Annotated in this window: 24 protein-coding genes and 1 tRNA gene; 18 read left to right on the top strand and 7 right to left on the bottom strand. The window is 55.1% G+C overall.

Features of this window, described 5'->3' with window-relative positions; genetic code table 11:
- Positions 1–3: 3 nt before the first annotated feature.
- Positions 4–459, top strand: a complete 456-nt coding sequence (locus AC0TNJ_RS04450) for a type II toxin-antitoxin system RatA family toxin (protein ID WP_473770373.1) — start codon at positions 4–6, stop codon at positions 457–459.
- Between the two features lie 30 nt (positions 460–489).
- Here the strand turns inward: AC0TNJ_RS04450 and AC0TNJ_RS04445 are convergent, their stop codons facing one another.
- From AC0TNJ_RS04445 to AC0TNJ_RS04435, 3 genes are all read right to left on the bottom strand, one after another.
- On the bottom strand, positions 490–1230 hold the full coding sequence (locus AC0TNJ_RS04445; protein WP_473770385.1) for an SDR family NAD(P)-dependent oxidoreductase: 741 nt from the start codon (positions 1228–1230) through the stop codon (positions 490–492).
- A gap of 69 nt (positions 1231–1299) precedes the next feature.
- A complete protein-coding gene (locus AC0TNJ_RS04440) occupies positions 1300–1791 on the bottom strand; it encodes a CinA family protein (protein WP_473770372.1) in 492 nt (163 codons plus the stop codon).
- Positions 1788–3011 carry a bifunctional 2-C-methyl-D-erythritol 4-phosphate cytidylyltransferase/2-C-methyl-D-erythritol 2,4-cyclodiphosphate synthase gene (locus tag AC0TNJ_RS04435; protein ID WP_473770371.1) on the bottom strand — a complete coding sequence of 408 codons (1224 nt, stop codon included), beginning with the start codon at positions 3009–3011 and terminating at the stop codon, positions 1788–1790. Before AC0TNJ_RS04435 ends, AC0TNJ_RS04440 begins: the two co-directional genes overlap by 4 nt.
- A 163-nt stretch (positions 3012–3174) precedes the next feature.
- Between AC0TNJ_RS04435 and dusB the strand changes: the two genes are divergently transcribed.
- From dusB to AC0TNJ_RS04415, 4 genes are all read left to right on the top strand, one after another.
- On the top strand, positions 3175–4179 hold the full coding sequence (gene dusB / locus AC0TNJ_RS04430; RefSeq protein ID WP_473770370.1) for a tRNA dihydrouridine synthase DusB: 1005 nt from the start codon (positions 3175–3177) through the stop codon (positions 4177–4179).
- Positions 4179–5294 (top strand): two-component system sensor histidine kinase NtrB, encoded by a 1116-nt coding sequence (locus tag AC0TNJ_RS04425; protein ID WP_122001664.1) that lies wholly within the window; start codon positions 4179–4181, stop codon positions 5292–5294. The genes dusB and AC0TNJ_RS04425 overlap by 1 nt, the downstream gene beginning before the upstream one ends.
- Positions 5291–6763 (top strand): nitrogen regulation protein NR(I), encoded by a 1473-nt coding sequence (ntrC, locus tag AC0TNJ_RS04420; protein ID WP_122001665.1) that lies wholly within the window; start codon positions 5291–5293, stop codon positions 6761–6763. Before AC0TNJ_RS04425 ends, ntrC begins: the two co-directional genes overlap by 4 nt.
- A 333-nt stretch (positions 6764–7096) precedes the next feature.
- The gene (locus tag AC0TNJ_RS04415) at positions 7097–7339 is read left to right on the top strand and encodes a PepSY domain-containing protein (RefSeq protein ID WP_473770369.1); all 243 of its coding nucleotides are present in this window, start codon (positions 7097–7099) and stop codon (positions 7337–7339) included.
- Positions 7340–7367: 28 nt separating this feature from the next.
- Here AC0TNJ_RS04415 and AC0TNJ_RS04410 read toward each other — a convergent pair.
- Positions 7368–7441, bottom strand: a tRNA-Gly gene (locus AC0TNJ_RS04410).
- 287 nt (positions 7442–7728) lie between these two features.
- Between AC0TNJ_RS04410 and AC0TNJ_RS04405 the strand changes: the two genes are divergently transcribed.
- The 8 genes from AC0TNJ_RS04405 (at position 7729) to AC0TNJ_RS04370 (ending at position 16713) form a co-directional block, all read left to right on the top strand.
- Positions 7729–8616: a lipid kinase gene (locus tag AC0TNJ_RS04405; protein WP_473770368.1), complete on the top strand. Its 888-nt coding sequence runs from the start codon at positions 7729–7731 to the stop codon at positions 8614–8616.
- A gap of 433 nt (positions 8617–9049) precedes the next feature.
- Positions 9050–10324 (top strand): septal ring lytic transglycosylase RlpA family protein, encoded by a 1275-nt coding sequence (locus AC0TNJ_RS04400; protein ID WP_473770367.1) that lies wholly within the window; start codon positions 9050–9052, stop codon positions 10322–10324.
- A 92-nt stretch (positions 10325–10416) separates the two neighbouring features.
- Positions 10417–11613, top strand: a complete 1197-nt coding sequence (locus AC0TNJ_RS04395; protein WP_473770366.1) for a D-alanyl-D-alanine carboxypeptidase family protein — start codon at positions 10417–10419, stop codon at positions 11611–11613.
- Positions 11614–11713: 100 nt separating this feature from the next.
- Entirely contained in the window at positions 11714–12358 is a 645-nt protein-coding gene (gene tmk / locus AC0TNJ_RS04390; RefSeq protein WP_473770365.1) for a dTMP kinase, read from the top strand.
- The gene (locus tag AC0TNJ_RS04385; RefSeq protein WP_473770364.1) at positions 12355–13431 is read left to right on the top strand and encodes a DNA polymerase III subunit delta'; all 1077 of its coding nucleotides are present in this window, start codon (positions 12355–12357) and stop codon (positions 13429–13431) included. Before tmk ends, AC0TNJ_RS04385 begins: the two co-directional genes overlap by 4 nt.
- Positions 13432–13532: 101 nt before the next feature.
- The gene (metG, locus tag AC0TNJ_RS04380; protein WP_473770363.1) at positions 13533–15074 is read left to right on the top strand and encodes a methionine--tRNA ligase; all 1542 of its coding nucleotides are present in this window, start codon (positions 13533–13535) and stop codon (positions 15072–15074) included.
- Positions 15075–15088: 14 nt separating this feature from the next.
- The gene (locus AC0TNJ_RS04375; RefSeq protein WP_122001739.1) at positions 15089–15892 is read left to right on the top strand and encodes a TatD family hydrolase; all 804 of its coding nucleotides are present in this window, start codon (positions 15089–15091) and stop codon (positions 15890–15892) included.
- 2 nt (positions 15893–15894) lie between these two features.
- A complete protein-coding gene (locus AC0TNJ_RS04370; protein WP_473770362.1) occupies positions 15895–16713 on the top strand; it encodes an MBL fold metallo-hydrolase in 819 nt (272 codons plus the stop codon).
- 68 nt (positions 16714–16781) lie between these two features.
- Here the strand turns inward: AC0TNJ_RS04370 and AC0TNJ_RS04365 are convergent, their stop codons facing one another.
- On the bottom strand, positions 16782–18575 hold the full coding sequence (locus tag AC0TNJ_RS04365) for a glucan ABC transporter ATP-binding protein/ permease (RefSeq protein WP_473770361.1): 1794 nt from the start codon (positions 18573–18575) through the stop codon (positions 16782–16784).
- 317 nt (positions 18576–18892) lie between these two features.
- On the opposite strand from AC0TNJ_RS04365, the gene AC0TNJ_RS04360 reads away from it, so the two are divergent.
- The 4 genes from AC0TNJ_RS04360 to AC0TNJ_RS04345 are packed head-to-tail and all read left to right on the top strand — an operon-like array spanning position 18893 to position 22296.
- Positions 18893–19873, top strand: coding sequence for an RluA family pseudouridine synthase (locus tag AC0TNJ_RS04360; RefSeq protein ID WP_122001677.1), 981 nt, complete (start codon positions 18893–18895; stop codon positions 19871–19873).
- Positions 19874–19875: 2 nt separating this feature from the next.
- Positions 19876–20799, top strand: a complete 924-nt coding sequence (locus AC0TNJ_RS04355; protein ID WP_473770360.1) for a DMT family transporter — start codon at positions 19876–19878, stop codon at positions 20797–20799.
- On the top strand, positions 20796–21467 hold the full coding sequence (locus AC0TNJ_RS04350) for an HAD-IA family hydrolase (RefSeq protein WP_473770359.1): 672 nt from the start codon (positions 20796–20798) through the stop codon (positions 21465–21467). Before AC0TNJ_RS04355 ends, AC0TNJ_RS04350 begins: the two co-directional genes overlap by 4 nt.
- 46 nt (positions 21468–21513) lie before the next feature.
- Positions 21514–22296, top strand: coding sequence for an ATP12 family chaperone protein (locus AC0TNJ_RS04345; protein ID WP_473770358.1), 783 nt, complete (start codon positions 21514–21516; stop codon positions 22294–22296).
- Between the two features lie 145 nt (positions 22297–22441).
- On the opposite strand, the gene glnA is transcribed toward AC0TNJ_RS04345, so the two are convergent.
- Positions 22442–23851: a type I glutamate--ammonia ligase gene (gene glnA / locus AC0TNJ_RS04340; RefSeq protein WP_473769042.1), complete on the bottom strand. Its 1410-nt coding sequence runs from the start codon at positions 23849–23851 to the stop codon at positions 22442–22444.
- A gap of 44 nt (positions 23852–23895) precedes the next feature.
- Complete coding sequence (locus tag AC0TNJ_RS04335) at positions 23896–24234, bottom strand: P-II family nitrogen regulator (protein ID WP_002964122.1); 339 nt, start codon at positions 24232–24234, stop codon at positions 23896–23898.
- A 306-nt stretch (positions 24235–24540) separates the two neighbouring features.
- Here AC0TNJ_RS04335 and AC0TNJ_RS04330 point away from each other — a divergent pair, with 306 nt between their 5' ends.
- Positions 24541–26043: an NAD(P)H-hydrate dehydratase gene (locus AC0TNJ_RS04330; protein WP_473770357.1), complete on the top strand. Its 1503-nt coding sequence runs from the start codon at positions 24541–24543 to the stop codon at positions 26041–26043.
- Positions 26044–26165 lie beyond the last annotated feature (122 nt).

Genomic DNA, 26165 nt, shown 5'->3' with positions numbered 1-26165 from the left:
GTCATGCCGCAGTTTACCACCGTCAGGCGGGTACATCACCGGGCAGAGCAAATGTTCGGCCTCGTAGCGGATGTTGAGAAATACCCTGAATTTCTGCCGATGTGTGAGGCCTTATCGGTTCGCTCCCGCAAGGAGCGTGACGGCAAGGCTCTTCTCATTGCTGACATGACAGTTGGTTACAAGCTCATACGCGAGACATTCACCAGTCAGGTACTGCTGAAACCCGCAGACAATGTCATCGACGTGAAATATCTTGACGGGCCGTTTCGCTATCTCGACAATCGCTGGACCTTTAAGCCGGTTGGCGACGGAAGCGAATGTGATGTCGAGTTTTTTATCGACTATGAGTTCAAGAGCCGTACTCTTGGCCTTCTGATGGGAACGATGTTCGATCTCGCTTTCAAGAAGTTTTCCGAAGCTTTCGAGAAACGGGCTGATCAGATTTACGGTCTGGCCTGAACGACGGGCCGGTTTCTCGGGCCCTCTTTTTCACTGCGCCGTATAGCCCCCATCAACCAGTATGGATGCTCCGGTGACGAAGGAGGCTTCGTCACTAGCCAGAAAAAGCACAACGCTGGCTACTTCTTCGGCGCGACCGAGACGACCTATCGGATGCAAGGCTACCAGAGCCTCTTTCTTGTCTTCGGGTATATCCTTGAGCAGGGGCGTGTCGATATAGCCCGGGCAGACAGCATTCACCCGAATGTTCTGCGCACCATAGTCAATAGCAAGCGTCTGCGTCAGGAGTTTTACACCTCCCTTTGCTGCGGCATAAGCAGTGACACCTGATTTTCCGACATGACTATGGATGGAACCGCAATTCACGATCACACCGCCGCCTTGCGAGCGCATCTGATCAATCGCGTATTTATCACAGAGATAGACGCCGGTAAGGTTGATATCGATGGTTTTCTGCCAAGCAGCCTCGTCCAGCTCGTCTATCGGGCCATCTGCGGCGATGCCTGCATTGGCGAACATGATGTCGAGGCGGCCATAGGTTTCAACGGTTTTGGCAATCAGCGCCTGCACGGCTTTCGTGTCGGCCACATCGGTCTTGACGAATAATGCCCGCTCGCTGCCGCCTGCAAGCTCATTGGCCAGTTGCTGGCCGTGCTCGGAATAGTCGGCAATAACAACATTCGCTCCTTCACGAATGAAGGCCCTAGCGGTTGCTTCACCAATGCCGCTTGCCCCGCCTGTAACGATTGCCACCTTGCCATCGAAACGCATCGCCATGTTCTCTCTGTCTTGACCAAAGACAAAGGTAGGGCACTGTAGATAAAAGTATACGCTCTAAATTTATCGAAGGTTTTCCAGAACGAGGTCCAGCGCGGCGAGGACGGTAGCGTGACGAATTTCGGCTCTGGTTTTTGGACCGAAACGGCATTCGCGATGGAGGGGCGGGTGGCCTTTTCGCGCTGATACAATGTGAACGAGACCGACGGGTTTTTCATTGGAACCACCGCCAGGCCCGGCAACTCCCGTAACTGCCACAGTTACACTGGCGCGCGAGTGAGAAAGTGCCCCTTCAGCCATGGAGAGTGCTACTTCCTTCGAGACAGCGCCGAAGCGATTGATCAGTTCCATCGGAACGCCGATCATTTCGGCTTTTGCTTCATTGGAATAAGTGACAAAGCCGCGATCCACGACATCAGATGATCCGGCAATGTCGGTCAGTGCTCCGGCTATCAGCCCACCCGTGCAGGATTCTGCCGTCGCGATCATTATGCCAGCCTTGCGGCAGGCTTCCAGCACGGCAACAGCTTTTTCTTCTGCAATCAACGCACTCATTCGGGTACCTCACCCGGATAGATGACGGTTGCGGTTGCAATGGCTGCAATGCCCTCACGGCGCCCAACGAACCCAAGCTTTTCATTGGTTGTCGCTTTGATGGAAACCCGGTCTGCGGCAATTCCCAGCATGTCGCAAAGCGCTTCTGTCATTGCTGCGCGGTGTGGGCCGATTTTCGGTGCTTCGCTGATAAAGGTCACGTCGACGTTGGCAATGCGGCCACCTGCTTCACGCACGATATTGGCCGCGTGTTCGACAAATATGCGGGAAGCGGCACCCTTCCACTGCGGGTCGGAAGGAGGGAAATGCGTGCCAATATCACCCGCTCCTCGCGTCGCAAGGAGAGCGTCGGTCAGCGCGTGAAGCCCGACATCGGCGTCTGAATGACCATTGAGCTTTGCTTCATGGGGGATTTTCACGCCGCACAGCGTCACGTGGTCGCCGGGTTCAAAGGAATGGACGTCATAACCATTGCCGGTACGAATGTCGGGAAACGAGGCGTGGTCTTGCCGTAGGCGCTTGTCAGCCATTTCAATATCCTTTGCCCAGGTAAGCTTTGTATTGTCCGCCGATCCTTCGATGATGCGGACAGCGATATTTTGCCATTCGGCAATGGCGGCGTCGTCCGTGAAATCGGAGCGATTGATCGCGAAGGCCTCTTCATGCGCATTGAGGATAGGCGCGTAGGGAAATGCCTGCGGCGTCTGTGCCGCGAAAAGGCCCGCGCGAGGCACCGTCGTTTTAACCGTTCCGTCCGTAGCTGATTGCTTGAGCGTATCCGAAACTGCCAGAGCAGGTAGAACGCCTTCATCAGGGGCAAGATTTTCGACGATGCGATTCAGCAAGTCCTGACTGATGAACGGTCTCACACCGTCATGGATCATGACATATTGCGGCGCGTCGTTTCTCAGCGCAAGAAGGCCAAGACGCGTTGATGCCTGCCGGGTAGCGCCGCCATTCACAACGTGAATGTTGTTTCGGCTTTCCGGAAGGGCGCGTTCGTAAAGCGCATGGTCATCGGGGTGGATGACGACAACGATGCTATCAACCAGCGGGCAGTCGATGAAAGCGCGTAAAGTGCGAGCAAGCACGGCTTCGCCACCGATGCGCCGGTATTGTTTCGGCCCTTCGACGCTCTGTCCGGCTCGCTCACCGCGGCCAGCCGCCACAATGACTGCTGCTATCCTTGAAATAGTTGTCGCCTCTGCCAAAGGTTGCATCTGTTCAAATTTGTGCTTGCATGCCGAATAATGCCTTGCGCGGATAAATGCCAGTCGACAATTGATTTATCGTAATTTTGCGTGCGCTTTTCCTTGCGTTGAAAGGTGGAGCTGATTAATGTATGTGCTAATTGCGCTATGCACATCAAATAGGCATTTGTCGGTGAGTTTTCTCGAGCAACCTTTGAACATAAGCGGTGTGGAACTTGCCAACCGCGTCTTTCTCGCGCCGATGTCGGGCGTTTCCGACCTTCCTTTTCGCAGGCGGGCAGCAGAAGCTGGCGCGGGCATGGTCGTGTCTGAAATGGTTGCCAGCGCCGAACTCTGCAATCGTCACAAGGAGAGCCTTCTGCGTCTTTCGGGTGAAGGGCTTGGAACGCATGTTGTGCAACTCGCGGGACGCGAAGCGCATTGGATGGGTGAGGCGGCAAGGATCGCCGAAGGCGAAGGCGCCGACATCATCGATATCAACATGGGCTGCCCCGCCAAGAAAGTGACCGGTGGTTATTCCGGGTCCGCGCTGATGCGCGATCTCGATCACGCAATGACTCTCGTTGAGGCTACCGTCAATGCAGTCAGCGTTCCGGTTACGCTGAAGATGCGGCTGGGATGGGATGAGAAAAGCATCAACGCGCCCGAGCTGGCAAGGCGCGCCGAAAGCGCTGGTGTTGCCATGGTGACGGTCCATGGGCGTACGCGTTGCCAGTTTTATGAAGGCAAGGCGGACTGGGATGCAATTCGCGCGGTTCGTGACGCAATCAAGATTCCTCTGGTCGCCAACGGCGATGTGGCGTGTCGCGGCGATGCCGAGGAAATTCTGCGCCGTTCCGGAGCGGATGCGGTGATGGTCGGACGTGCTTCTTATGGGCAGCCGTGGTTGGCCGGCGCAATCGCAGGAAGCGACTTAGCTCCGAAATCGCGAAGCGAAGTTCTTGATTATATTATAAAGCATTACGCAGATATGCTCGAGCATTACGGAAGCACAACGGGCATCCGTCATTCCCGCAAACATCTGGGCTGGTATCTTGATCGTCATGCTGGCGCCGCATGTGCGCCTTCCGAGAAAGCGGACGTGATGACTCTGACTGACCGGCAAGCCGTCATCGACGCCTTGCGTCGTATATTCATGCGCGAAGTTCCCGAAGCCGCGCTCAAAGAGGTTGCCTGATGCGCGAGAGAACCGAAATGAACGGCATTCCATCGGTTGTGCTCGATGCAATCAGCCAGCCGGTTATCATGGTCAGCGCCGAAAACTATATCGCCTATGCCAATCTGGATGCGGAACAGTTCTTTCGTTCCGGCTCGTCCATTCTGGCGCGCAACCGGCTGGAGTCTTTTCTGCCCTTTGGCAGCCCGCTGTTAGCGCTGGTCGATCAGGTTCGCACCAGCCAGATGCCAGTCAACGAATATCGCGTCGATGTCTCGTCGCCACGCCTTGGCGCGGAACGTATTGTTGATATTTACGTAGCGCCTGTCGCAGAGTTGCCGGGAGCTGTGGTCATCCTCTTCAAGGAAAAGACGATGGCCGAGAAGATCGACCGCCAGATGACGCATCGCGGCGCAGCGCGGTCCGTCACAGGGCTTGCATCAATGCTGGCCCATGAAATCAAGAACCCGCTTTCGGGTATCCGCGGCGCGGCACAATTGCTGGAACAGGTTGTCGGCGATGAGGATCGTGCGCTAGCACGGCTTATTACCGATGAAACAGATCGGATCGTTTCACTGGTGGACCGCATGGAGGTCTTCTCGGATGAGCGTCCTATCGAGCGCGCTGCGGTCAATATTCATGCGGTTTTGGATCATGTGAAGGCGATTGCGAAGAACGGGTTCGCGCGGAAGATTCGCTTCGTTGAAGATTATGACCCTTCTCTCCCGCCAGTCTTCGCTAATCGTGATCAGCTTGTGCAGGTTTTCCTCAATCTGCTGAAGAATGCCTCGGAAGCTATCGGTGATCATGAAGGCGGCGAGATTGTTCTGTCCACGGCTTACCGACCGGGCATCCGCCTGCAGGTGCCGGGTGCACGGGACAGGGTGGCGCTGCCTCTCGAATTCTGCGTGCATGACAATGGACCGGGTGTGCCGCAGGATATGCTGCCGCATCTGTTCGACCCTTTCGTGACGACGAAGACCAACGGTTCTGGGCTTGGTTTGGCATTGGTTGCAAAGATCATTGGTGATCATGGCGGCATCATCGAATGCGACAGCCATCCTTCGCGAACGACTTTCCGCGTTTTGATGCCGGCGTGGAAAAATACGGCTGGAAATACTGGAGATAACGCATGATCGCAGGACGTCCGACGGGAACCATATTGGTGGCGGATGACGATGCAGCCATTCGGACCGTGCTGAACCAGGCATTGTCGCGGGCAGGCTACGATGTGCGTGTGACCTCCAATGCCGCTTCGCTCTGGCGCTGGGTGGCGGCAGGCGATGGTGATCTGGTCATTACTGACGTTAATATGCCGGACGAGAATGCCTTCGACCTTCTGCCGCGCATCAAGAAGATGCGTTCCGATCTTCCAGTTGTGGTCATGAGTGCGCAGAACACGTTCATGACGGCTATCCGGGCATCAGAGGCAGGAGCTTACGAATATCTGCCGAAGCCATTCGATTTGACGGAACTCATCAATATCGTCGGACGCGCCCTGTCTGAACCAAAACGCAAGCCCATCGCGGCATTGTCGGACGAGCAGACAGATAACATGCCGCTGGTCGGCCGTTCGCCTGCGATGCAGGAAATCTACCGTTTGCTGGCGCGCATGATGCAGACGGATTTGACCGTCATGGTTACCGGTGAATCCGGCACAGGCAAGGAACTGGTTGCGCGCGCCCTGCATGAATACGGGCGTCGTCGAAAAGGGCCGTTTGTTGCGATCAACATGGCGGCAATCCCGCGCGACCTGATCGAGTCTGAATTGTTCGGACATGAGAAGGGCGCTTTCACCGGCGCGCAAAACCGCTCAAGCGGTCGTTTCGAACAGGCAAATGGCGGAACACTGTTTCTCGACGAGATCGGCGATATGCCAATGGAAGCGCAAACCCGTCTTTTGCGTGTGTTGCAACAGGGCGAATATATGACAGTCGGCGGGCGCACGCCGATCAAGACAGATGTGCGTATCGTTGCTGCAACCAACAAGGATTTGCGGCAACTGATCGCGCAAGGACTGTTTCGCGAGGATCTCTATTACCGGCTGAATGTTGTGCCTTTGCGCTTGCCGCCGCTTCGCGAGCGCAGCGAGGATGTAGGCGATCTTGTGCGTCACTTTTTCAAGCGCGCTGCCGAAGAGGGACTGCCGGAGAAACGCATCAGCACCGCTGGCCTGGAAATGATGCGCCGGTATCCGTGGCCGGGCAATGTCCGCGAGCTTGAAAATCTCGTGCGAAGGCTTGCGGCGCTTTACCCGCAAGAAGAAATTTCGCCCGAAATTATCGAAACGGAGTTGCGAGCCGAGCTTACCAAACCGGATATTGTTCCCGCTGGCGGTGGCGATATGGAAAACATCTCCATTTCGCAAGCCGTTGAGCAGAACATGCAGCGTTATTTTGCGTCTTTCGGTTCCGACTTGCCGCCGCCGGGACTTTACCATCGGGTTCTGGCTGAACTGGAATATCCCCTTATCCTCGCATGTCTTACGGCAACACGTGGAAATCAGATCAAGGCAGCCGATCTTCTGGGGCTAAATCGCAATACGCTGCGGAAGAAAATTCGTGAACTTGGCGTCAATATATATCGCGGAAACAAGGGAAATTAGCGGCAATCATACGCCGATAACGCGTTAACCACGATATTTAACAGGTGATTAAGTCTGTTCGGCTACTATTGGTTGCATGAGAAGTCAGCAATCAACACGAAGCAACAAAACCCGGCGCATTCTCGAGCCGGCAGTAAGGAGCGGAATTCTTGCCGCGCCTTTGATATTGATGCTTGCAATAGTCGTTATCTTGTCAGGTGCGGAGCCGAGGCTCTCCGCGATGATCGATCAAACCTTCACCGGTTCGATAAGCCCGATCATAAAGTAATGGCTGTTGGACTTGAATAAGACGCCTGCATTCCTACTCTTTTAGCATAGCTAAAGGAGATAATCATGCGTCTTGTTGCTACGACTTTGTTTCTTGGTTTGTCTGTTGTTGCGGCCTATGCTGCTCCGCCTCCGGAAGGCGCAAAACTCTCGGAAATAATTGCCAAAATCGAACAGAGCGCGGATACGGCTTTCATTGATGAAGTCGACTGGAATGATCGTGGCTATTACGAGATCGAATATGTCATCAAGGCTGGCGCCAAAGTTGAGGTGAAGGTGGATCCGAAAACCGGAGAAAATGTTCGCTAGTCTCTGATGCTTGCGTGAGCAATTATGCTGGAGCGGGTAGCGGGAATCGAACCCGCGCGTTCAGCTTGGGAAGCTGACAGGCTACCATTACATCATACCCGCGAACTGTAATGTATTTCAGGCAATTAGCGACAAGTTTGATGAGATCGCATTCAAAAGTTTTACAGTTGGTGCAGTCAACCTATGTTCTCTTTTGAATATCGTCAAACTGTTTTGTCGACAGGTTGGCGTTGCCACCACATTTGGCCTCCTCACTTCACAAAACATTCAGAGTCGTGACAAATTTTTCATGAACCGTTCCATTGATATCCAGGATTGAGAGGCCATCTGCAGATGACGCTTCCAACCATGCGGCCGATTGGTAGGCTGTTGCAGATGACAGGAAATCCATGGACCAGACCACAAAGCGCCGGGCACTGCTTATCGTAAATCCACATGCCCGGAACGGCAGGGGATACGGTGCAGATATTCGTTCGGCGTTGGAACGCGGTGGCCTCCAACTCATCGAGCGAAATCCGCAGGACGACGAGACGATTTCAGATGTTATCCTTCGTGAAAGAGATTGTGATCTCGTTATTGTCGGCGGCGGCGATGGTTCGCTGAACGCCGCAGCCAAAGGGTTGATGGAAACGGGATTGCCGCTTGCAATCCTTCCGCTTGGAACTGCAAATGATTTTGCGCGAACTGTCGGCATTCCTGCCGATCCGGTTGAGGCGGCGCGTCGACTTGTCTCTTACAAGGCGCGCGCCATCGATCTGGGTGAGGTAAACGGTCATCTTTACTTCAACGTCGCGAGCATTGGTTTCAGCGCAGAACTGGCGCAGCAACTAAGTTCTGCCGCGAAGAAGAAGTGGGGTAAGCTCGGTTATGCGATTGTCGCGGCGCGCATTCTCATGCGTTCTGAGCTCTTCACAGCCTATCTGGAACACGACGGCATGACGGAGAAAATTCGTACATTGCAGGTCTCTGTCGGGAATGGAAAGTTTTACGGCGGCGGTATGGCCGTTGAGAAGGATGCGACAGTGGACGACGGCAGGCTGGATTTCTATAGTCTGGAAGTCGATCACTGGTGGAAACTATTGCGTCTTCTGCCAAGTCTACGCCGTGGCACCCATTCCAAATGGGATGATGTGCGGGCTTTTCCGACGACCGAAGTGATTGTACGCACCAAGAAGCCGCGTGCCGTAAACACAGATGGCGAGCTGTCGACCTGGACGCCTGCTCATTTCCGCCTGTTGCCCAAGGCGATCAATGTTTACATGCCTGATCCGGATTGAGGCCGTAATGTGCAAGACAAAAAAGACCCGCCTCGTTACGGCGGGCCTAGTTCATGACGTTAGGTGACTGGCTCGGAGGTCATTAGAGCCATATAAATAACGATTGAAGGGCTTGAACGTTCCAAATTTAAAAGAAAAAATACCAGATAAACAGCACGACAACGAGTGGAACGCCCATCAGCCAAAGGATCATTGCTCTCAACATTCGTTTTCTCCTTCCTGTTGAAAATTCAACGCGTTGAATGAACGATTGTTCCACAAGACCGAGAGAACACGGCCCGTCGAAGTTGAGCGGATGTCCTGTAGCGCGACTCAAAATATGCGGATTTCCAAAAGCTTTAATGATCCGTCAATCAATCGGTGACATCACTAAAATCTAAAAAGGTGCAACCAGCGTTTTCGGTTGTGCTGTTGAGTAGCGGGCGTGTGGCGTATGGATTCGAAACGAGGGCTGAAACATTCGGTCAACGGCAAGGCTTTGAAGCTGCGCGACAAGCGCGGTTCGGTCGCGATGTTGTCGTTCATGGCTATCGCTGTCGCCTTGGCGGGTTGTGCATCGGCGCCGCAGCCAAAATCGAAGACAAAACGTTCGAAAGAATATTTTGCTGAATCCAAATATGGCGTGAAAGCCAGCCCACGCGTGTCTTATTCGAAGGGAAAGCCGCTGCCGCGTGGCGGAGGGCGCGATCAGACCGGTCAGCCCTACAAGGTCAAAGGACGCTGGTATTATCCCAAGGAAGACAAGAATTATGTCAAGGTTGGTCACGCCTCCTGGTATGGTGAAGCTTTCCACGGTCGCCTGACGGCCAATGGTGAAGTTTATGACATGGCGCATCTGACGGCTGCGCATCCGACCATGCCTTTGCCGAGTTATGCTCGCGTCACCAATCTTGCGAATGGCAGCTCGGTCATTGTGCGCGTGAATGATCGTGGTCCGTATGAATTCGACCGCGTTATCGATCTTTCCCAGAAAGCAGCCGAGATGCTCGATTATCAGCACCATGGTACGGCTAATGTGAAGGTCGAATATGTCGGCAGAGCGCCATTGGATGGCAATGACGACGCATTCCTCATGGCGTCTTACCGCCCGGCTGGTGGCGATACGATCGGCCAGCCTGCAACTGGCGTCATGATGGCTATGAACGGGCCGACGCCGACTTCGCCGAAGTCGCGTGTTCCGATGCCGGTAATGGATGCCGTTCCAGCTTCTGCGCCTATGCCGGAAAACTCGCCTTTTGCCGTTGATCCTGCATATAGCGATCCGTCCGGTGCCGCAGCTCCGTTGTTGCCGGCGAATGTGCCTGTGCCGTCGCAACGTCCCGGCTCAAGCTTTGGGGTAGCGAATGCTGCCGGTGTGAGCGGATTGGCTGGTTATGCTACTGACCGGCTGGCTGGAACGGCTTATGCCGAGGAGCGCGCCTATAGCAGCATCCTGACCAACGATGCGATTTCAAGCGCCTGGAAACGTCGTGAGGCCGAGGAACATGGCGAATATGTCGAGCTTGGCACGTTCAGTACGCTCGAAGAGGTGAAGCAGCTTCAAGCCTCATTGCCTCGAGCGACCAGATTCACGCTTACCAAGATTCCGACCGAAACTGTCGAAACCTACGAGCTGACAGCTGTGGCGGAGAAGGGCGGAAACGATGCCCTACTACGCGCGGCCTGGAAGGCGGGCGCAGTGAATGCGTTTGTCGTTCGTCTCGATTGAACGCTCACGATAGGGTGACAAACGCTGGCATATTGATTTTGGGCGGATTCGTTGCGTAAGCTCTATCTCTCTGCTCACGTAACGGGATTTGCATGGGGCTGATTTCAAAAATAACGCTACTTGCGCGCGCCGCTTCTGTCTGCGTTTCGCTGGCTGTATTCGTGCCGGTTGTAAGTCTGGCGGCCCCTGTAGAAACGGCGTTTGTTTCAAAGGCTCCGCAAGTCCTGCTTGTCGACGAGCGAAGCGGAACGGTGCTTCTCTCCAAGAATGCCAATGTTCCTATTCCGCCCGCATCTCTCGCCAAGCTGATGACGGCCGAAGTGGTTTTCGAAGCCCTCGATAAAGGCGCAACGACGCTCGATACGTCTTACATCGTCAGCGAGAATGCATGGAGAACCGGCGGCGCGCCCTCGGGCACATCAACGATGTTCGCGCGCATCAAGTCTGCGCCAACGGTCGCCGATCTGTTGCAGGGTATGATCGTTCAATCAGCGAATGACGGCGCTATCGTACTGGCCGAAGGCCTGGCAGGCAGCGAACAGGCTTTTGCAAAGCGCATGAATGATCGTGCGCACGAGCTGGGCTTGACCGCCTCCAAATTCGTCAACTCCACAGGATTACCTGCTGAAGGGCAGACGGTTTCTCTGCAAGATCTGGTCAGGCTGGCGCAACATATCCGAACCGCCCATCCGGAATACTATAAATTCTATTCCCAACCGGCTTTCACCTGGAACAACATCATGCAACGCAACCGCAATCCATTGCTGCGGCTTGATGTCGGAGCTGACGGCATGGGAACGGGGTTTACGGAAGCGTCCGGCTTTGCCCTGGTCGGGTCGGCAGAACAGAACGGTCGCAGGCTTTATCTGGCGATGAGCGGCCTTGCCACCATCAAGGAGCGTGAAGAGGAAGCAAGGCGTCTTCTGCAATGGGGGATGACGGCGTTTGACGATGTGCAGCTTTATCCGGCAGATGAAATCGTGGGTGAGGCGCAAGTTTTCGGCGGTGCGCTCACGCATGTACCGTTGAAAGTCAAGGAGCGTGTTGAGTTGTTGCTGCCAAAGGACGGTCGCGACAAGCTGAAAGCTCGCATTATCTATAATGGACCGCTTGATGCCCCTGTCGCCGACAACCAACGGGTCGGTGTTCTTCAGTTAGAGCTGAATGGCAGTATTCTTCGTGATGTCCCTGTTTTCACAGCCCAATCCGTTGATGAGGGAAGTCTTTCAAAGCGTGCCTTAGGTGCGGCGATGGAGCTCTCCACCGGTTGGCTGAGGAAATATCTTTAGATGCGCGACGCGTAATGCAGGCTCGACCTGTTGACCAAAGGCCGATATTAACTTTCACAGAAGTCCGTTCGGGCATCGATTCAAACATTTGGAAGTTGGTTTGTCGGGATTGTTCATCACATTCGAAGGCGGCGAAGGAGCGGGCAAGTCGACGCAAATCGCGTTGCTGGCCAAGCACCTGCGGGCAAGCGGCTTCGATCCGGTCATCACGCGAGAACCGGGCGGTTCTCCTGGTGCGGAAGCAATTCGCCATGTCATACTGAGCGGCAATGCAGAGAATTACGGCCCAGCGATGGAAGCCCTGCTGTTCGCAGCTGCGCGGGCAGACCATGTGGACCAGCTTATCCGTCCGGCTTTGAACGAGGGGCGGGTGGTGCTTTGCGACCGTTTCATCGATTCAAGCCGTGCCTATCAGGGTGTTACTGGCAACCTCGACGGCGTCTATATGTCGGCGGTGGAACGCATTGCCATAGACGGCACCATGCCTGACATGACGATCATTCTCGATATTTCTGCGCAGAAGGGGTTGTCTCGCGCCGGAAAACGGCGTGGCAGTGAAACTGCAGACCGGTTCGAAAAGGAAGATATTGCGGTGCATGAGGCGCGACGGCAGGCTTTTCTGGCAATTGCCGAAGCGGAGCCTGAGCGCTGCAAGGTCATCGATGCTGACCGCCCGCAAAACACGATTGCGAATGATATCGCTAAAGAAGTTGACCGTGTACTGACGGAAAGGGGGCTGTTGTGATCGAGGAACTCGACGTCCCTAAAGCCCACGATTCCATTGAGGGCGTGCCAGAACCATCGGCAAGCGATTATATCGCGGGACACCGGGAGATCAGTCATTTTCTGGCGCAAGCCTATCGTGAGGGGCGCATGCATCACGCGCTGCTCTTTGAGGGTGAGCAGGGCATCGGCAAGGCAACGCTCGCCTTTCATCTGGCGGGCCATATGCTGGCGCATGGCAACAATGGCGAAGCGCCGGAACATATTGCCGCTCCGGATTTTGCGCGACCGCTTTGGCGGCAGATTGCGGGCGGCATGCATCCCGCCGTTCTGCATATCAACCGCCCGTTCGATCAAAAGACGGGAAAATTCAAAACGGGTATTCCGGTAGAGGAAATCCGCCGGGTTACGCATTTTCTGTCCCGGACGGCCTCGGATCACGCTTGGCGCATCGTTATTGTCGATCCTGCCGACGATATGAACCGCAATGCGGCCAATGCATTGTTGAAGACACTGGAAGAGCCCCCCGCACGGGCGCTCTTTATCCTGATTTCCCACTCGGCAGGGCGTTTGCTCCCGACAATCCGGTCTCGTTGCCAGAGTATCGGTTTCAAGCCGCTTGACGATAATGCACTTACGGACGCCTTGTCCCATGTCGGTGCCGGTATCGGAATGGGGGCTGATGCGGTAACGGAAACGCTGCTCAAACGTTCAGAAGGCAGTGTGCGCAAGGCACTTCTGCTGGTGGCGAATGGCGGTATTGAAATCGCCGACACAGCCGATTCCCTTCTTGAAGGGCAGGCTTTCGATTTGCCGAAGGCACAGGCGCTTGCTGGCATATTGAACGGACGTGAGTCGGAGATTCAGTATGAGCTGTTCCGCGACCATCTGCTGGGGCGGGTTGCGACGGAAGCTCGGCGTCGAGCCGAGGCAGGGCAACTGCGTGATGCAGACCGCTGGTCGCGATTCTGGAGCGATCTGTCACGCGAAACCGTGGAGGCCGAAACCTACAATCTCGACCGCCGACAGGCTGTGGTAATCCTTTTGGAAAAAACGCATCGCGCTTTTCGGTCTGGTCAGCCTCCGCTTGCGTGACATGGCCGCTGACATGGGTTATGTCACCGCTGTTAATTTTCTCCTCGTGTGTCTGCTAGTCATTCAGGCGCGCTTTCAAACTTCGAAAGACCGGGTCCCTAATGAGCCGCGAAAAATATTACATCACCACCGCGATTGCTTATCCGAACGGAAAGCCGCACATCGGTCATGCGTATGAACTGATCGCGACCGATGCGATGGCACGTTTTCAGCGACTGAACGGCAAGGATGTTTACTTTCTGACCGGTACGGACGAACATGGCATCAAGATGCTGCAGAGCGCGCGCTGGGAAGGCATCACGCCGCGGGAGCTTGCAGACCGCAATACGGCTGCGTTCCGGCAGATGGCAGACGTACTGAACAGTTCCAACGATGACTATATTCGCACTTCGGAAGAGCGCCACTACAAGGCGAGCCAGGCTATCTGGAAAGCGATGGCCGACAATGGCGATATCTACAAGGGTGGCTATGCCGGTTGGTACTCCGTGCGTGACGAAGCCTATTACGGTGAAGAGGAAACCGAAGTCCGCGAGGATGGCGTCCGCTACGGCCCGCAGGGCACACCCGTCGAATGGGTCGAGGAGGAAAGCTATTTCTTCCGTCTCTCAGCCTATCAGGACAAGCTGCTTGATCTTTATGAGAAGAATCCGGGCTTCATCATGCCTGCGGAGCGCCGCAACGAGATCGTGAGCTTCGTCAAGTCCGGTCTGAAGGATCTGTCGATTTCGCGCACGACCTTCGACTGGGGCATTCCGGTGCCGGGCGACGAGAAACATGTCATGTATGTCTGGGTCGACGCCCTGACCAACTACATTACCGCTCTCGGCTATCCCGACACTTCGGATGAGAAATGGAGCTATTGGCCCGCCGATGCTCATATCATCGGCAAGGATATCTCGCGCTTCCACGCTGTCTACTGGCCCGCATTCCTGATGTCGGCTGGTATTCCGCTGCCGAAGCGGGTTTTCGCACACGGCTTTCTGTTCAACCGCGGCGAGAAAATGTCGAAGTCCCTCGGCAATGTGATCGATCCGTTCGGTCTCGTTGAGCGTTATGGGCTCGATCAGTTGCGCTATTTCCTGATGCGCGAAGTGCCATTCGGTCAGGATGGCAGCTACAGCCATGACGCTATCGTCAACCGCACCAACGCCGATCTGGCGAACGATCTCGGCAATCTTGCCCAGCGCTCACTGTCGATGATCGCCAAGAATTGCGAAGGCAAGGTCCCGGTTCCGGGCGAGTTTTCGGACGCGGATAAGGCTATTCTCGATCAGGCCGATGCGGCGCTCGATACCGCACGCAAGGCAATGGACGATCAGGCGTTGCATCTTGCGCTCGGAGCAATTTTTGCTGTTGTTGCCGAAGCCAACCGTTATTTCGCGGGTCAGGAGCCTTGGGCGTTGCGCAAGACTGATCCGGCACGCATGGGCACTGTCCTTTATGTGACGGCCGAGGTGATCCGGCGCGTTGGCATCATGGTGCAGCCGTTCATTCCGCAGTCGGCGGAAAAACTACTCGATATACTGGCTATCCCTGCCGACAACCGCCAGTTCTCTGACGTTACGGCAAGCCAGCTTGTCGGTGGCACCGATCTGCCAGCCCCGCAGCCGGTGTTCCCGCGCTATGTGGAAACAGAAGAGTAGAACTGAGTTCGATGATGCTTGTCGATAGTCATTGTCACCTCGACTTTGCCGACTTCGAGCCGGAGCGCGACGATATCGTTCGCCGCGCTCTGGATGCCGGAGTCAGGCGCATGGTGACGATTTCCACGCGGGTCAGGAAATTCGACGCGATCCGCGCACTCGCTGAAACCTATGATTCCGTTTATTGTTCGGTTGGAACTCATCCGAACAATGCGCATGAAGAACTGGACGTGACCGCCGATGATCTCGTGCGTCTGGCTGAACACCCGAAAGTGGTGGCCATTGGCGAGGCGGGGCTCGACTATCACTATGATTATGCGCCACCGGAAGCGCAAAGGCAGGGCTTTCTCGTCCACATCGAGGCAGCTCGCCGTACCCAATTGCCGCTGGTCATTCATGCCCGCAGTGCGGATGAAGACATGGCCGATATTCTGGAGCGAGAAACGGAAAAGGGCGCTTTTCCGTTTATCCTGCACTGCTTCTCTTCCGGTCGTGCGCTGGCCGAAAAAGGCATCGCGCTCGGTGGCTACGTTTCTTTCTCGGGAATTCTGACTTTCAAGAATTCAGCCGAAATTCGCGAAGTTGCCTCCATCGTTCCGCGCGATCGTTTGCTCGTCGAGACGGATGCTCCTTATCTGGCGCCGGTTCCTTATCGTGGCAAGCGCAATGAGCCTTCATTTGTTCAGCACACTGCTGCCGTGCTTGCCGAAACGATCGGCGTGAGCAGGGAAGAGATTGCGCAAATCACCAGCGAGAATGTCTTCCGACTGTTCACCAAGATGCCCATGCCAGATGACTTGGCCGCAAAAGGAAGCTGATCGTGTCAGTGCCGCGTAACTGCCTGCGTTTTACGCTTCTGGGCTGCGGGTCGTCTCCCGGCGTGCCGCGTATCAACGGTGATTGGGGCAAATGCGATCCGCAAAACCCAAAAAACCGGCGTCGCCGGGCATCGCTTCTGGTGGAGCGGTTTGACGATGCGGGTCACAGCACAACGGTTGTGATTGATACGGGGCCGGATTTCCGCGCCCAGATGATTGATGCCAGAGCGCATAGCCTCGACGCGGCTGTCTATACCCATCCGCATGCGGACCATATTCACGGTATCGACGATCTTCGTACCTATGTAGTCGAAAATCGTCGCCTTATGGATGTTTATGCCAATCGACTAACGCGTAACCGGCTTTTCGAGGCATTCGGCTATTGTTTCGAAACGCCTGCCGGGTCGAGCTATCCGCCGATCCTCAGCATGCACGACATTGCTCCCGAGACGCCGTTTTCCATATCGGGAGCAGGAGGAGAAATCCGTTTCGAGCCATTCAGTCAGGTGCATGGCGACATTGAGTCGTTGGGCTTTCGCATCGGTTCAGTCGTTTACTGTACCGACGTGAGCGCTTTTCCTGAGCAAAGTCTCAAATATTTGGGCGGTGCCGATGTGCTTATCATCGATGCGTTGCAATATCGTCCGCATCCCAGCCATTTCTCGCTCGGTGAGGCGCTTGAATGGATAGAAAAACTGGCGCCCAAACGCGCCATTCTCACGCATATGCATGTTCCGCTTGATTATGAAACCGTCTTGCGTGAGACACTCGACAATGTTGAGCCTGGATACGACGGGCTCCGCTTCGAGGTGCCGCTTTAAGTTTCGAGTTTAAAATGAAAAGCCCGCGATGAGATCATCGCGGGCTTTTCATTTTGACGTTTTGGGATTTAGCCAACCGCACCTTTGGTCGGAAAAGGCATTACGTTGCTGCCCTCCACGACTTTGGCTGCCTTATCTTCCAGTTTGAGGCCACCGGCGCGCAGAAGGTCTGTAAAACGACCGCCGCGTGCGGCAAGCTCGTCGAAGCTGCCGCTTTCAACGAGATGTCCTTTGTCCATGAACAGAACCAGATCGGCCGAGCGAACGGTCGAAAGACGATGCGCAATGATGAAGGTGGTGCGGTTGTGGCTCAGATCGTCCACCGCCTGTTTCACCTTCTCCTCGGTTTCGACGTCGAGCGCACTGGTGGCTTCGTCAAGAACGAGGATAGGCGAATCCTTCAGGATTGCTCGTGCAATCGCAAGGCGCTGGCGTTCGCCGCCTGAAAGCTGCGAACCGCGTTCACCGACAACCGTATCGTAGCCATCGCTTTTGGCCAGAATGAAGTCGTGGGCAGCAGCAGCGCGAGCTGCGGCGTGCACTTCTTCGGATGTGGCGTCTTCACGACCAACACGAATATTCTCTTCCACAGAGCGATTGAACAGTCCGGCGTCCTGAAATACGGTTGCAATAGCATGGCGCAAGGAGCGGCGGCTAACGGTACGCGTATCGGTTCCATCGATTGTGATGCGACCCGCTGCCGGATCGAAAACACGCTGCAACAAGTTGATGAGCGTAGTCTTACCTGCACCGGTCGGGCCGACAATAGCTACAGTCTGTCCCGGCTTGATCTCGAAAGACACATCATAGACGCCCTGACCGGAGTTCGGAAACTCGAAGGTGACGTTGTCGAAAACGATGTCGCCCTTGACGTCGTTTAGGTCCGAAACGTCTTGCGGTTCCTGACGGTCAGCAGTAGCGTCTTCCATCTGGAAGAATTCTTCCAGCTTGGCGCGTGCGGTGACAGTCTGGTTGATGAACGCGCTAATCTGGTCGAGGCGACCGATCATCAGTTGGGCGAAGCCGATAAAGGCAATCACGTCGCCCACGCGCATCTGGCCCTTGGTGACAAAATAGGCGCCCAGAACGAGAACTACGACCATTGAGAAGGTAGATGCCATGCGGTTCAGGCCGCTGGCCAGCGCCCACCAGTTGAGAACCGGAAACTGTGCTTTCTCAAGGTTCTTCGCATAATCGCGCAGGGATTGGGTTTCCGAGGCAATGCGATTGTAGCTTTGGACAACTGAGACATTGCTGATCGTGTCGCTGACATGTTCGAACAGTTTGTGATGGTGCTTTTCGACTGCGGTCTGACCGTCCTTTGTCTTGCGCATCACGAGTTGGCCGATCATCACATAGATGACGCCTAGTACGATGAGCACCAGCGACATGCGCATATCCATGTTCATCGCAACCGGGATCAGCGTTGATAGCGCCACGATTGTCGTCAAATGCTGGCGCATGAATTCGAGCCAGAGCGTGAAGAGCGAATCTGTTGCGCGGATCAGCGTGTGGAGTGCGTTGGATGTGCCGCGCTTCTGGTGCCACGAAAGCGGCATGGTGATGAGACGCTCATAGGAAGCGATCATCACGCCCAGACGACGACGGTGCGCGAGACGGTCTGCTCCGCGCGCCACAAAGACAGCAGCAATAATGTTGAAGCCGCCAAGCGCTGCCCACATTGCAAGTGGCGAAAAAATATCGCCCTTGTCGGAGATAGCCTGAATGACCCGGCCGAACAGGATTGGTTCGGCAAGGGTAACGAGGGCAACCAGCACGCTGGCGACGCACATGGTTATCGTCGCGGTCTTTTCGACCGCAAGGTATTCCATGGCTCGCCAGTAGATTTTGAGCAATGACACTTTCGCACTCCCGCTCGCTCTATTTCACGGGACTAAATGGTATAGGCCCATTCTTCTATCAATATCTGATGGCGTCATGAAGTGGCGATTGGGTGTCAAGATCGACCATAAATTAAAAACGCATGTAACCGAGTGTGAAGATTCCCCCGTCGAAATCAAACTCATTGGAGGAGGGTGGGGCGAATATACGTCAAGCACCCAAATTGCAGTTTTGCGGATTTCTGCCTAGCAATCGTCGGAACTCGCGTCTATTGACAGGAACAAGCAATCGGTGCGCGCATGCGTACCGTATCAGGATGCATTGATCGGGTTTCTCCATGGCAGGCGTAGAGCAGAAGATTGTGGATACAGGCGAGGCGGGCATGCGGCTCGATCGCTGGTTCAAGGTCCATTATCCGGGACTGGGTTTCGGCCACCTGCAGAAACTCCTCCGATCGGGCCAAATACGTATCGATGGTTCCCGGGCGAAGGCCGATACACGTATTCAGGCCGGTCAGACTGTGCGCATTCCGCCTCTTGGTGTTGATGAGAAGGCAACTGGCCCGGTTACAGCGCGGACAATCCGCAGTCAGCAGGACGGTGATGTGCTTTCGCAGATGCTTCTCTATGAAGATCCGAAAGTGTTTGTTTTCAACAAACCCGCAGGTCTCGCGGTACAAGGTGGTTCAGGCGTATCAAGACATGTGGATGGCATGCTGGAAGCATGGCGGAATAAGAAGGGCGAAAAGCCGCGTCTTGTGCATCGTATCGACCGCGACACATCAGGTGTGCTGGTTGTGGCGCGTACGCGCGGCGCGGCACAGGCTTTGACCGCCGCTTTTCGTGAACGCGATACCAAGAAGACTTACTGGGCCTTGGTTAAGGGCGTTCCGCGCAAGCGCGAGGACAAGATTTCCACGTGGCTTGTCCGGGAGCAGACACCGGACGGCGACAAGATGCGTGTTTGCCAGCATGGCGAACCGGATTCCGACCATGCTGTCTCCTACTATCGCATCATCGAGAAGGCGGGGAACAACCTGACCTGGCTTGAAATGGAACCTTATACCGGCAGAACCCACCAGCTGCGCGTTCATGCGGCCTATATTGGCCATCCAATTATCGGTGATCCCAAATATTTTGAAGCTGACCAGAATTGGGAGTTTCCGGGCGGGATACAAAAAAGGCTGCATCTTCACGCGCGCCGTATTCGCATTCCGAATCCGTCGGGCGGCATTATAGATGTGACGGCGCCTTTGCCGCCGCACATGGTGCAGTCGTGGAATCTGCTAGGCTTCGACGAGGAAAGCGCGGAAGAATAAAAATGTCAGGCGAAGCGGGGGGATCGTCCGAAGGACGAGTTTCGTTCAATGGGCTGGCCATCATGCTGGTCATGTTCATCATGTTCAGTTGGGGGCTTAATCAGGTTGCCATCAAGATCGGCAATCAAGGATTCAATCCCATGCTGATGGCAGCAGGGCGCTCCGCGCTCGGCGGCATGTGCGTCTTTCTCTGGTGTTATTGGCGGCGCATTCCGCTTTTCAAGCGGGATGGCACGCTCGCAGCTGGAATAGCTGCCGGATTGCTGTTCGGTACCGAGTTCGTCCTGATTTTTCTGGCGATGGAGCTAACGAGCGTGGGGCGTGTAACGCTCATGATGAATGTCATGCCGTTCTGGGTTGCTATCGGCAGTCATTTCCTTCTAGGCGAACGCATGTCTGTTCGTGCTTTCATCGGCATGTGCATCGCCTTTCTGGGCGTGTTTCTGGTCTTTTCTGATCATGTCAGCCGTCCGGGGCCGCACGCTATCTATGGCGATATGCTGGCGCTTGTGTCTGGTGTGTTGTGGGGGCTAACCACGCTGGTCATCAAGCGGACCCGGCTTGCCTATACAGCGCCGGAAAAGACACTTCTCTACCAGTTGGTGATTGCAACTTTGGTGCCGTTGCCGTTCATTTCGTTGAGCGGCCCGCTGCTTCGCAGTCCGGATGTCCTGTCCATATCAGCCTTCCTGTTTCAGGCGGTATTCGTGGTGGCATTCACCTATCCGCTCTGGTTCTGGATGGTGCGCCGATACCCCGCGTCGAAACTTTCTAATTTCGCCTTCCTCACGCCCGCTTTTGGCGTGTTATTGAGCGGCCTCATTCTGAACGAGCCTTTGAGCTGGAAAATCTTTGCGGCTCTTGCGCTGATCGGTTGCGGACTGATGATTATCAACAAGCCGGTAAAGGTATCCAACGCCCGATGAAACTTGTACTGTTCGATTGCGACGGAACGCTGGTCGACAGCGGTGATTTGATTCATAGATGTATGGCGACCAGTTTTGCCGACGCCGGTTTGGAACCTCCCGCAATCGAGAAAACGCATTCGATCATCGGCCTATCGTTGCATCTTGCTATTGCTAAGCTGTTGAATCGCGAGCCGGACGAGCAGGTTCATTGGCTGACGCAACGATACAAGGAAAACTTTGTGATATTGAGGCAGGCTCCAGACTTCGCGGAGCCGCTCTATGATGGAATTCTGCCGCTTCTGACTGAGCTTGGGGCGAGGGACGATCTTTTGCTTGGTATCGTGACCGGAAAGTCCCAACGTGGCGTTCGCTCTGTTTTCGAGCGGCACGGCATCGGGCATCATTTCGTAGTGACGCGGACCGCCGATGATTGCCCGTCAAAGCCGCATCCGGCCATGGTGCTTGAATCCTGCGCGGAAATGGGGATAGAGCCGAGCCGAACGATTGTCATTGGCGATGCCGTTTATGATATGCAGATGGCCCGTTCTGCAGGCGCTATGGCCGCGGGTGTCTCCTGGGGTTATCATAACAGGCAGGGACTGATAGAAGCTGGCGCCCATCACATTCTGGAAGCGCCATGCGAACTCCATGCATTGCTGCAGGCTATGGACCAACGGGTCGTCTAGTTGTTGAGCCTTGCACCGAGTTAGCGATATAGAACTGGATAAATCTATGCGTGATATTTTGAGCGATCTTGAGGCAGGAAAGCAGCTTTCCGACGAGAACCCTATCGTGCGTGCGCAAAAGCAGATGCTGGCACAGCTGCCCAAACGCTTTTATGAAAGAGCAGAAGTAGCGGAAGTTGAAGGCGGTTTTGCCGTCCATCTGGATGGTCGCCCCGTCAAGACGCCAGCGCGCAGTCTGCTGCGGTTACCGACGAAGGCGGCTGCACAGATTGTGGCAGACGAATTCGCCGCTCAGGAAAAGGTCATCGATCCAGGTAAAATGCCCGCGACGCGGCTCGTCAATACGGCGATCGACGGAATTGCGCAGGACCCGCAAGCGGTGTTCGAGGATATCCTCCGTTTTGCCGGTACGGATATGCTTTGCTATCGCGCCGATAGTCCGCAAGAACTGGTTTCCCGCCAAACGCGGCAGTGGGACCCGCTGATCGACTGGATGGAAGGGCTTGGAGCCCGTTTTTCGCTCGCCGAAGGTGTGATGCATATCGAACAGCCACGGGAGGCAATAGCGGCATTCGGCGTTCATTTGGCTGCTTTCAAAGACCCGATCGCGCTGGCTTCACTGCATACGATGACGACACTGACCGGATCAGCAATTATTGCATTGGCTATCGCAAAAGGCGAGGTGACCGCAGAACAAGGCTGGCAGCTCGCACATATCGATGAGGATTGGACCATCGAGCATTGGGGATCTGATGCTGAAGCGGTAGAGCGGCGCAAGAATCGCGAAATCGAAATGATGATGGCTGCCCGCGTGCTCCAGGCACTTTAAATATCAAGCCTATCATTTTGATCTAATAAAGAAATCCCGGCAATGCCGGGATTTCTTTTGCGCGCGCAATCAATTGTTGCGCGTCGTTCCCCTCGGTAAAGGCAAAAGAAATCGCGCGAACGGATTACGCGTCCGCGCAGTGTTCTTAAACCGAGTAGTACATGTCGTACTCGATCGGATGCGGCGTCGTTTCGTAACGCATCACTTCGGCCATCTTGAGTTCGATGAAGCTGTCGATCTGATCGTCATCGAACACACCGCCAGCCTTGAGGAACTCACGATCCTTGTCGAGCGACTGCAGGGCTTCACGCAGCGAGCCGCAGACAGTCGGAATCTTCTTCAGTTCCTTGGCTGGCAGATCGTAAAGATCCTTGTCCATGGCCTGGCCCGGATGAATCTTGTTCTTGATACCGTCAAGACCAGCCATCAGCAGGGCGGCGAAGCAAAGATATGGGTTCGCAGCCGGATCAGGGAAGCGAACTTCAAGACGCTTGGATTTCGGCGAATTACCGAACGGAATACGGCAGGAAGCCGAACGGTTGCGAGCCGAGTAGGCAAGCAGAACCGGGGCTTCATAACCCGGAACCAGGCGCTTGTAAGAGTTGGTCGACGGATTGGTAAAGGCGTTCACGGCCTTGGCGTGCTTGATGACGCCGCCGATGAAATAGAGGCAGTTTTCCGACAGGCCAGCATATTCGTTACCGGCGAAAGTCGGCTTGCCTTCCTTCCAGATCGAGAAGTGAACGTGCATCCCGGAGCCATTATCGCCGAAGATCGGCTTCGGCATGAAGGTTGCCGTTTTACCGTAAGCATTGGCGACCTGATGCACGACATACTTGAAAATCTGCATCTTGTCGGCATTGCGTACCAGCGTGTCGAATTTGACGCCAAGTTCGTGCTGGGCAGCGGCGACTTCGTGATGGTGCTTTTCGACCGTGACGCCCATTTCGGTGAGAACAGTCAGCATTTCCGAGCGCATGTCCTGCGCGCTATCGATCGGCGGAACCGGGAAATAGCCACCCTTGACGCGTGGACGGTGACCGAGGTTGCCCGTTTCATAATCAGTGTCGTCATTCGACGGAAGTTCGGTCGAATCGAGCTTGAAACCGGTATTGTACGGGTCAGCCTTGTACTTCACGTCGTCAAAGACAAAGAATTCGGCTTCCGGGCCGACATAGACGGTGTCGCCGATTCCGAGCGATTTCATGTAGGCTTCGGCCTTCTTTGCGGTCGTGCGCGGATCGCGGCCATAGGCTTCGCCCGAAATGGGATCGAGAATGTCGCAAAGGATGACGAGGGTAGACTGAGCGAAGAACGGATCAATATGGGCCGTAGTTGGGTCCGGCATCAGAACCATGTCGGATTCATTGATTGCCTTCCAGCCGGCAATGGAAGAGCCGTCGAACATCACGCCGTCGACAAACATGTCTTCGTCAACGAGGCCGATATCCATCGTAACGTGCTGCAGCTTACCCTTCGGATCGGTGAAGCGAAGGTCGACAAACTTGATGTCGTTGTCTTTGATTTGTTTGAGAATATCGTTGGCAGTCGTCATTTTAATTCCCTGTTTGCGCGACGATGGATTGTACGCAGGTCTTGTCAGATGGCATCCACGCCGGATTCACCGGTACGGATACGGATAACTTCTTCGATGTTGGAGACGAAAATCTTGCCATCGCCGATGCGTCCCGTCTGGGCAGCCTTGCGGATGGCTTCGATAGCGCTGTCCACGGTTTCGTCTGCGACGATAACCTCAACTTTCACCTTGGGCAGAAAGTCGACGACATATTCGGCGCCGCGGTAAAGCTCGGTATGACCTTTCTGTCGTCCAAAGCCCTTGGCTTCGATGACAGTGATCCCCTGCAAGCCGACTTCCTGAAGGGCTTCCTTCACTTCATCCAGCTTGAAAGGCTTTATGATGGCTTCGATCTTTTTCATCAGAGAATGGTCTCCGCTCTTCTTCGGAAATGGGCGTCGTGCCCGCTTCACCAGTACAGAAGCATGAAGTGTGCCAGTTTGAAGTCTTGTATGAATTTTCTTTGTTTTCATTCATCCGCAGGCACAGTGGCACTATTAACAACGCTTGTGCAAGCTGCAGTCTGCAGGTCGGCAATGAAATAGGGTCTATTGCCGCAATGCAACTGGCTAAAAATTAGTCATATTGCATCAAAACAGGGCAGGCTTGCATAAAGTCCGGTGCCGCGTATTTAATCATGGCCGTTAGCTGTGTTGAAAAGGGACGCGATGTACGAGTTGCTGACACCGCAGGAAATGGCAGAAGCTGACCAATATGCCATCGAGAGTGGAATCAAGGATGGTTTCTCGCTGATGCTTGCAGCAGGACGTGCTGTCGCAGATGTGGCACAACGGATGTTTCCGCGCAACGCACCTGTCGCGGTTCTGTGCGGGCCAGGCAATAATGGCGGCGATGGCTATATTGCGGCGCAGTTCCTTCTGGAGGCAGGTTTTGAAGTTGTATGCTTTACATCCGCTTCGCCTCGCAACGGTTCGGACGCCATGCGCGCATCGCTTTTCTACAAGGGGCCTGTTTCCAATTTGGGTGAATTTTCAGCCGCGAGTTTTGGCGGCGTGATCGATGCCTTGTTCGGCGCAGGGTTGGCTCGCAGTATTCATGGAGCCGAAGCCGTGGCAATTGACGCTGTCAATGCATCGGACTTACCGATTGTGGCGGTTGATCTGCCCAGCGGCATATCCGGCGCAAGTGGAGAAATTCTGGGTACGGCAATCCGCGCGCGTGCAACGGTCACCTTCTTTCGTAAAAAGCCGGGGCATCTTTTGCAGCCGGGAAGGGCTCATTGCGGCGTTCTTCATGTCGCGGATATTGGTATTCCTGATCACGTACTGACAAAGATCGAACCGCTTGTTTTTGAAAACACTCCTGACCTCTGGGAAAGCGCTCTGCCAGTTTTAGGAGTTGAGGCATATAAATATAGTCGTGGCCATGCTGTTGTGTTTTCAGGTGGCGCCCATTCGACAGGCGCGGCGCGCCTGTCGGCTCTCGCCGCAGCTCGCATGGGTGCAGGGGCGGTAACACTTCTCTCTCCGCCTGATGCGATGGCGGTAAATGCCGCTCATCTCACCAGTATCATGGTTCATGAAACGCGCGGTTTGAGAGATGTTCGTCAATTTTGTGCGGAACGCAGGGTCGCAGCGGCGGCTCTCGGCCCCGGTTATGGCAACCCCTTATTGGCGCGTGAGCATGCTCTGTATCTGGCGGGCGGCGAACTGGCGGGATTTCATGGTCTCGTTCTGGACGCTGACGGGATCACGGCTTTTGAACAGAATCCAGCCGAGCTTTTTGACAAGCGCCAAGGATGCAGGACCGCGCTCGTATTGACGCCGCATGAAGGAGAGTTCCGGCGGCTCTTTCCGGATATAGCAAGGAACCCCGGCTCGAAAGTTGACAAGGCGCGTGAGGCTGCAAAGCGCGCCAATGCTGTCGTTATTTACAAGGGGCCCGATACTGTAATCGCGCATCCAGATGGACTTGCGGTCATCAATGCCAATGGAACACCCTTGCTGGCGACAGCAGGGTCAGGGGATGTTCTGGCTGGTATTGTGTGCGGCTTGCTTGCGCAGGGCATGCCCGCATTTGCGGCTGCCTGCGCCTCGGTATGGATGCACGCCGATGCTGCCCGACGCTTCGGTCATGGCCTGATCGCCGAAGACTTGCCAGCTCAGCTACCTGCCGTCCTGTCGACGCTGGCCCGCGCCAGCCGAAATTAGCGGCGGGACGTGCGACTATTCCCGGTGCCGACATCGACGGTTATGCTGCCCGAAATTGACACGTCGGTATTGCCGATACGAAAATTCTTCCAATCTCCATTCGGTTTCTGATCTGGTTCCGG

It is taken from the genome of Ochrobactrum sp. PL_is483 (assembly GCF_055816855.1).
This window is presented reverse-complemented; position numbering and strand designations above follow the sequence as displayed.

Bases quoted from the DNA above. Each gene is read 5' to 3' on its own strand.
- AC0TNJ_RS04450 (WP_473770373.1), top strand. From the start codon at position 4: ATGCCGCAGTTTACCACCGTCAGGCGGGTACATCACCGGGCAGAGCAA.
- AC0TNJ_RS04445 (WP_473770385.1), bottom strand. From the start codon at position 1,230: ATGCGTTTCGATGGCAAGGTGGCAATCGTTACAGGCGGGGCAAGCGGC.
- AC0TNJ_RS04440 (WP_473770372.1), bottom strand. From the start codon at position 1,791: ATGAGTGCGTTGATTGCAGAAGAAAAAGCTGTTGCCGTGCTGGAAGCC.
- AC0TNJ_RS04435 (WP_473770371.1), bottom strand. From the start codon at position 3,011: ATGCAACCTTTGGCAGAGGCGACAACTATTTCAAGGATAGCAGCAGTC.
- AC0TNJ_RS04425 (WP_122001664.1), top strand. From the start codon at position 4,179: ATGCGCGAGAGAACCGAAATGAACGGCATTCCATCGGTTGTGCTCGAT.
- ntrC (WP_122001665.1), top strand. From the start codon at position 5,291: ATGATCGCAGGACGTCCGACGGGAACCATATTGGTGGCGGATGACGAT.
- AC0TNJ_RS04415 (WP_473770369.1), top strand. From the start codon at position 7,097: ATGCGTCTTGTTGCTACGACTTTGTTTCTTGGTTTGTCTGTTGTTGCG.
- AC0TNJ_RS04405 (WP_473770368.1), top strand. From the start codon at position 7,729: ATGGACCAGACCACAAAGCGCCGGGCACTGCTTATCGTAAATCCACAT.
- AC0TNJ_RS04400 (WP_473770367.1), top strand. From the start codon at position 9,050: ATGGATTCGAAACGAGGGCTGAAACATTCGGTCAACGGCAAGGCTTTG.
- AC0TNJ_RS04395 (WP_473770366.1), top strand. From the start codon at position 10,417: ATGGGGCTGATTTCAAAAATAACGCTACTTGCGCGCGCCGCTTCTGTC.
- metG (WP_473770363.1), top strand. From the start codon at position 13,533: ATGAGCCGCGAAAAATATTACATCACCACCGCGATTGCTTATCCGAAC.
- AC0TNJ_RS04375 (WP_122001739.1), top strand. From the start codon at position 15,089: ATGCTTGTCGATAGTCATTGTCACCTCGACTTTGCCGACTTCGAGCCG.
- AC0TNJ_RS04360 (WP_122001677.1), top strand. From the start codon at position 18,893: ATGGCAGGCGTAGAGCAGAAGATTGTGGATACAGGCGAGGCGGGCATG.
- AC0TNJ_RS04355 (WP_473770360.1), top strand. From the start codon at position 19,876: ATGTCAGGCGAAGCGGGGGGATCGTCCGAAGGACGAGTTTCGTTCAAT.
- AC0TNJ_RS04350 (WP_473770359.1), top strand. From the start codon at position 20,796: ATGAAACTTGTACTGTTCGATTGCGACGGAACGCTGGTCGACAGCGGT.
- AC0TNJ_RS04345 (WP_473770358.1), top strand. From the start codon at position 21,514: ATGCGTGATATTTTGAGCGATCTTGAGGCAGGAAAGCAGCTTTCCGAC.
- glnA (WP_473769042.1), bottom strand. From the start codon at position 23,851: ATGACGACTGCCAACGATATTCTCAAACAAATCAAAGACAACGACATC.
- AC0TNJ_RS04335 (WP_002964122.1), bottom strand. From the start codon at position 24,234: ATGAAAAAGATCGAAGCCATCATAAAGCCTTTCAAGCTGGATGAAGTG.
- AC0TNJ_RS04330 (WP_473770357.1), top strand. From the start codon at position 24,541: ATGTACGAGTTGCTGACACCGCAGGAAATGGCAGAAGCTGACCAATAT.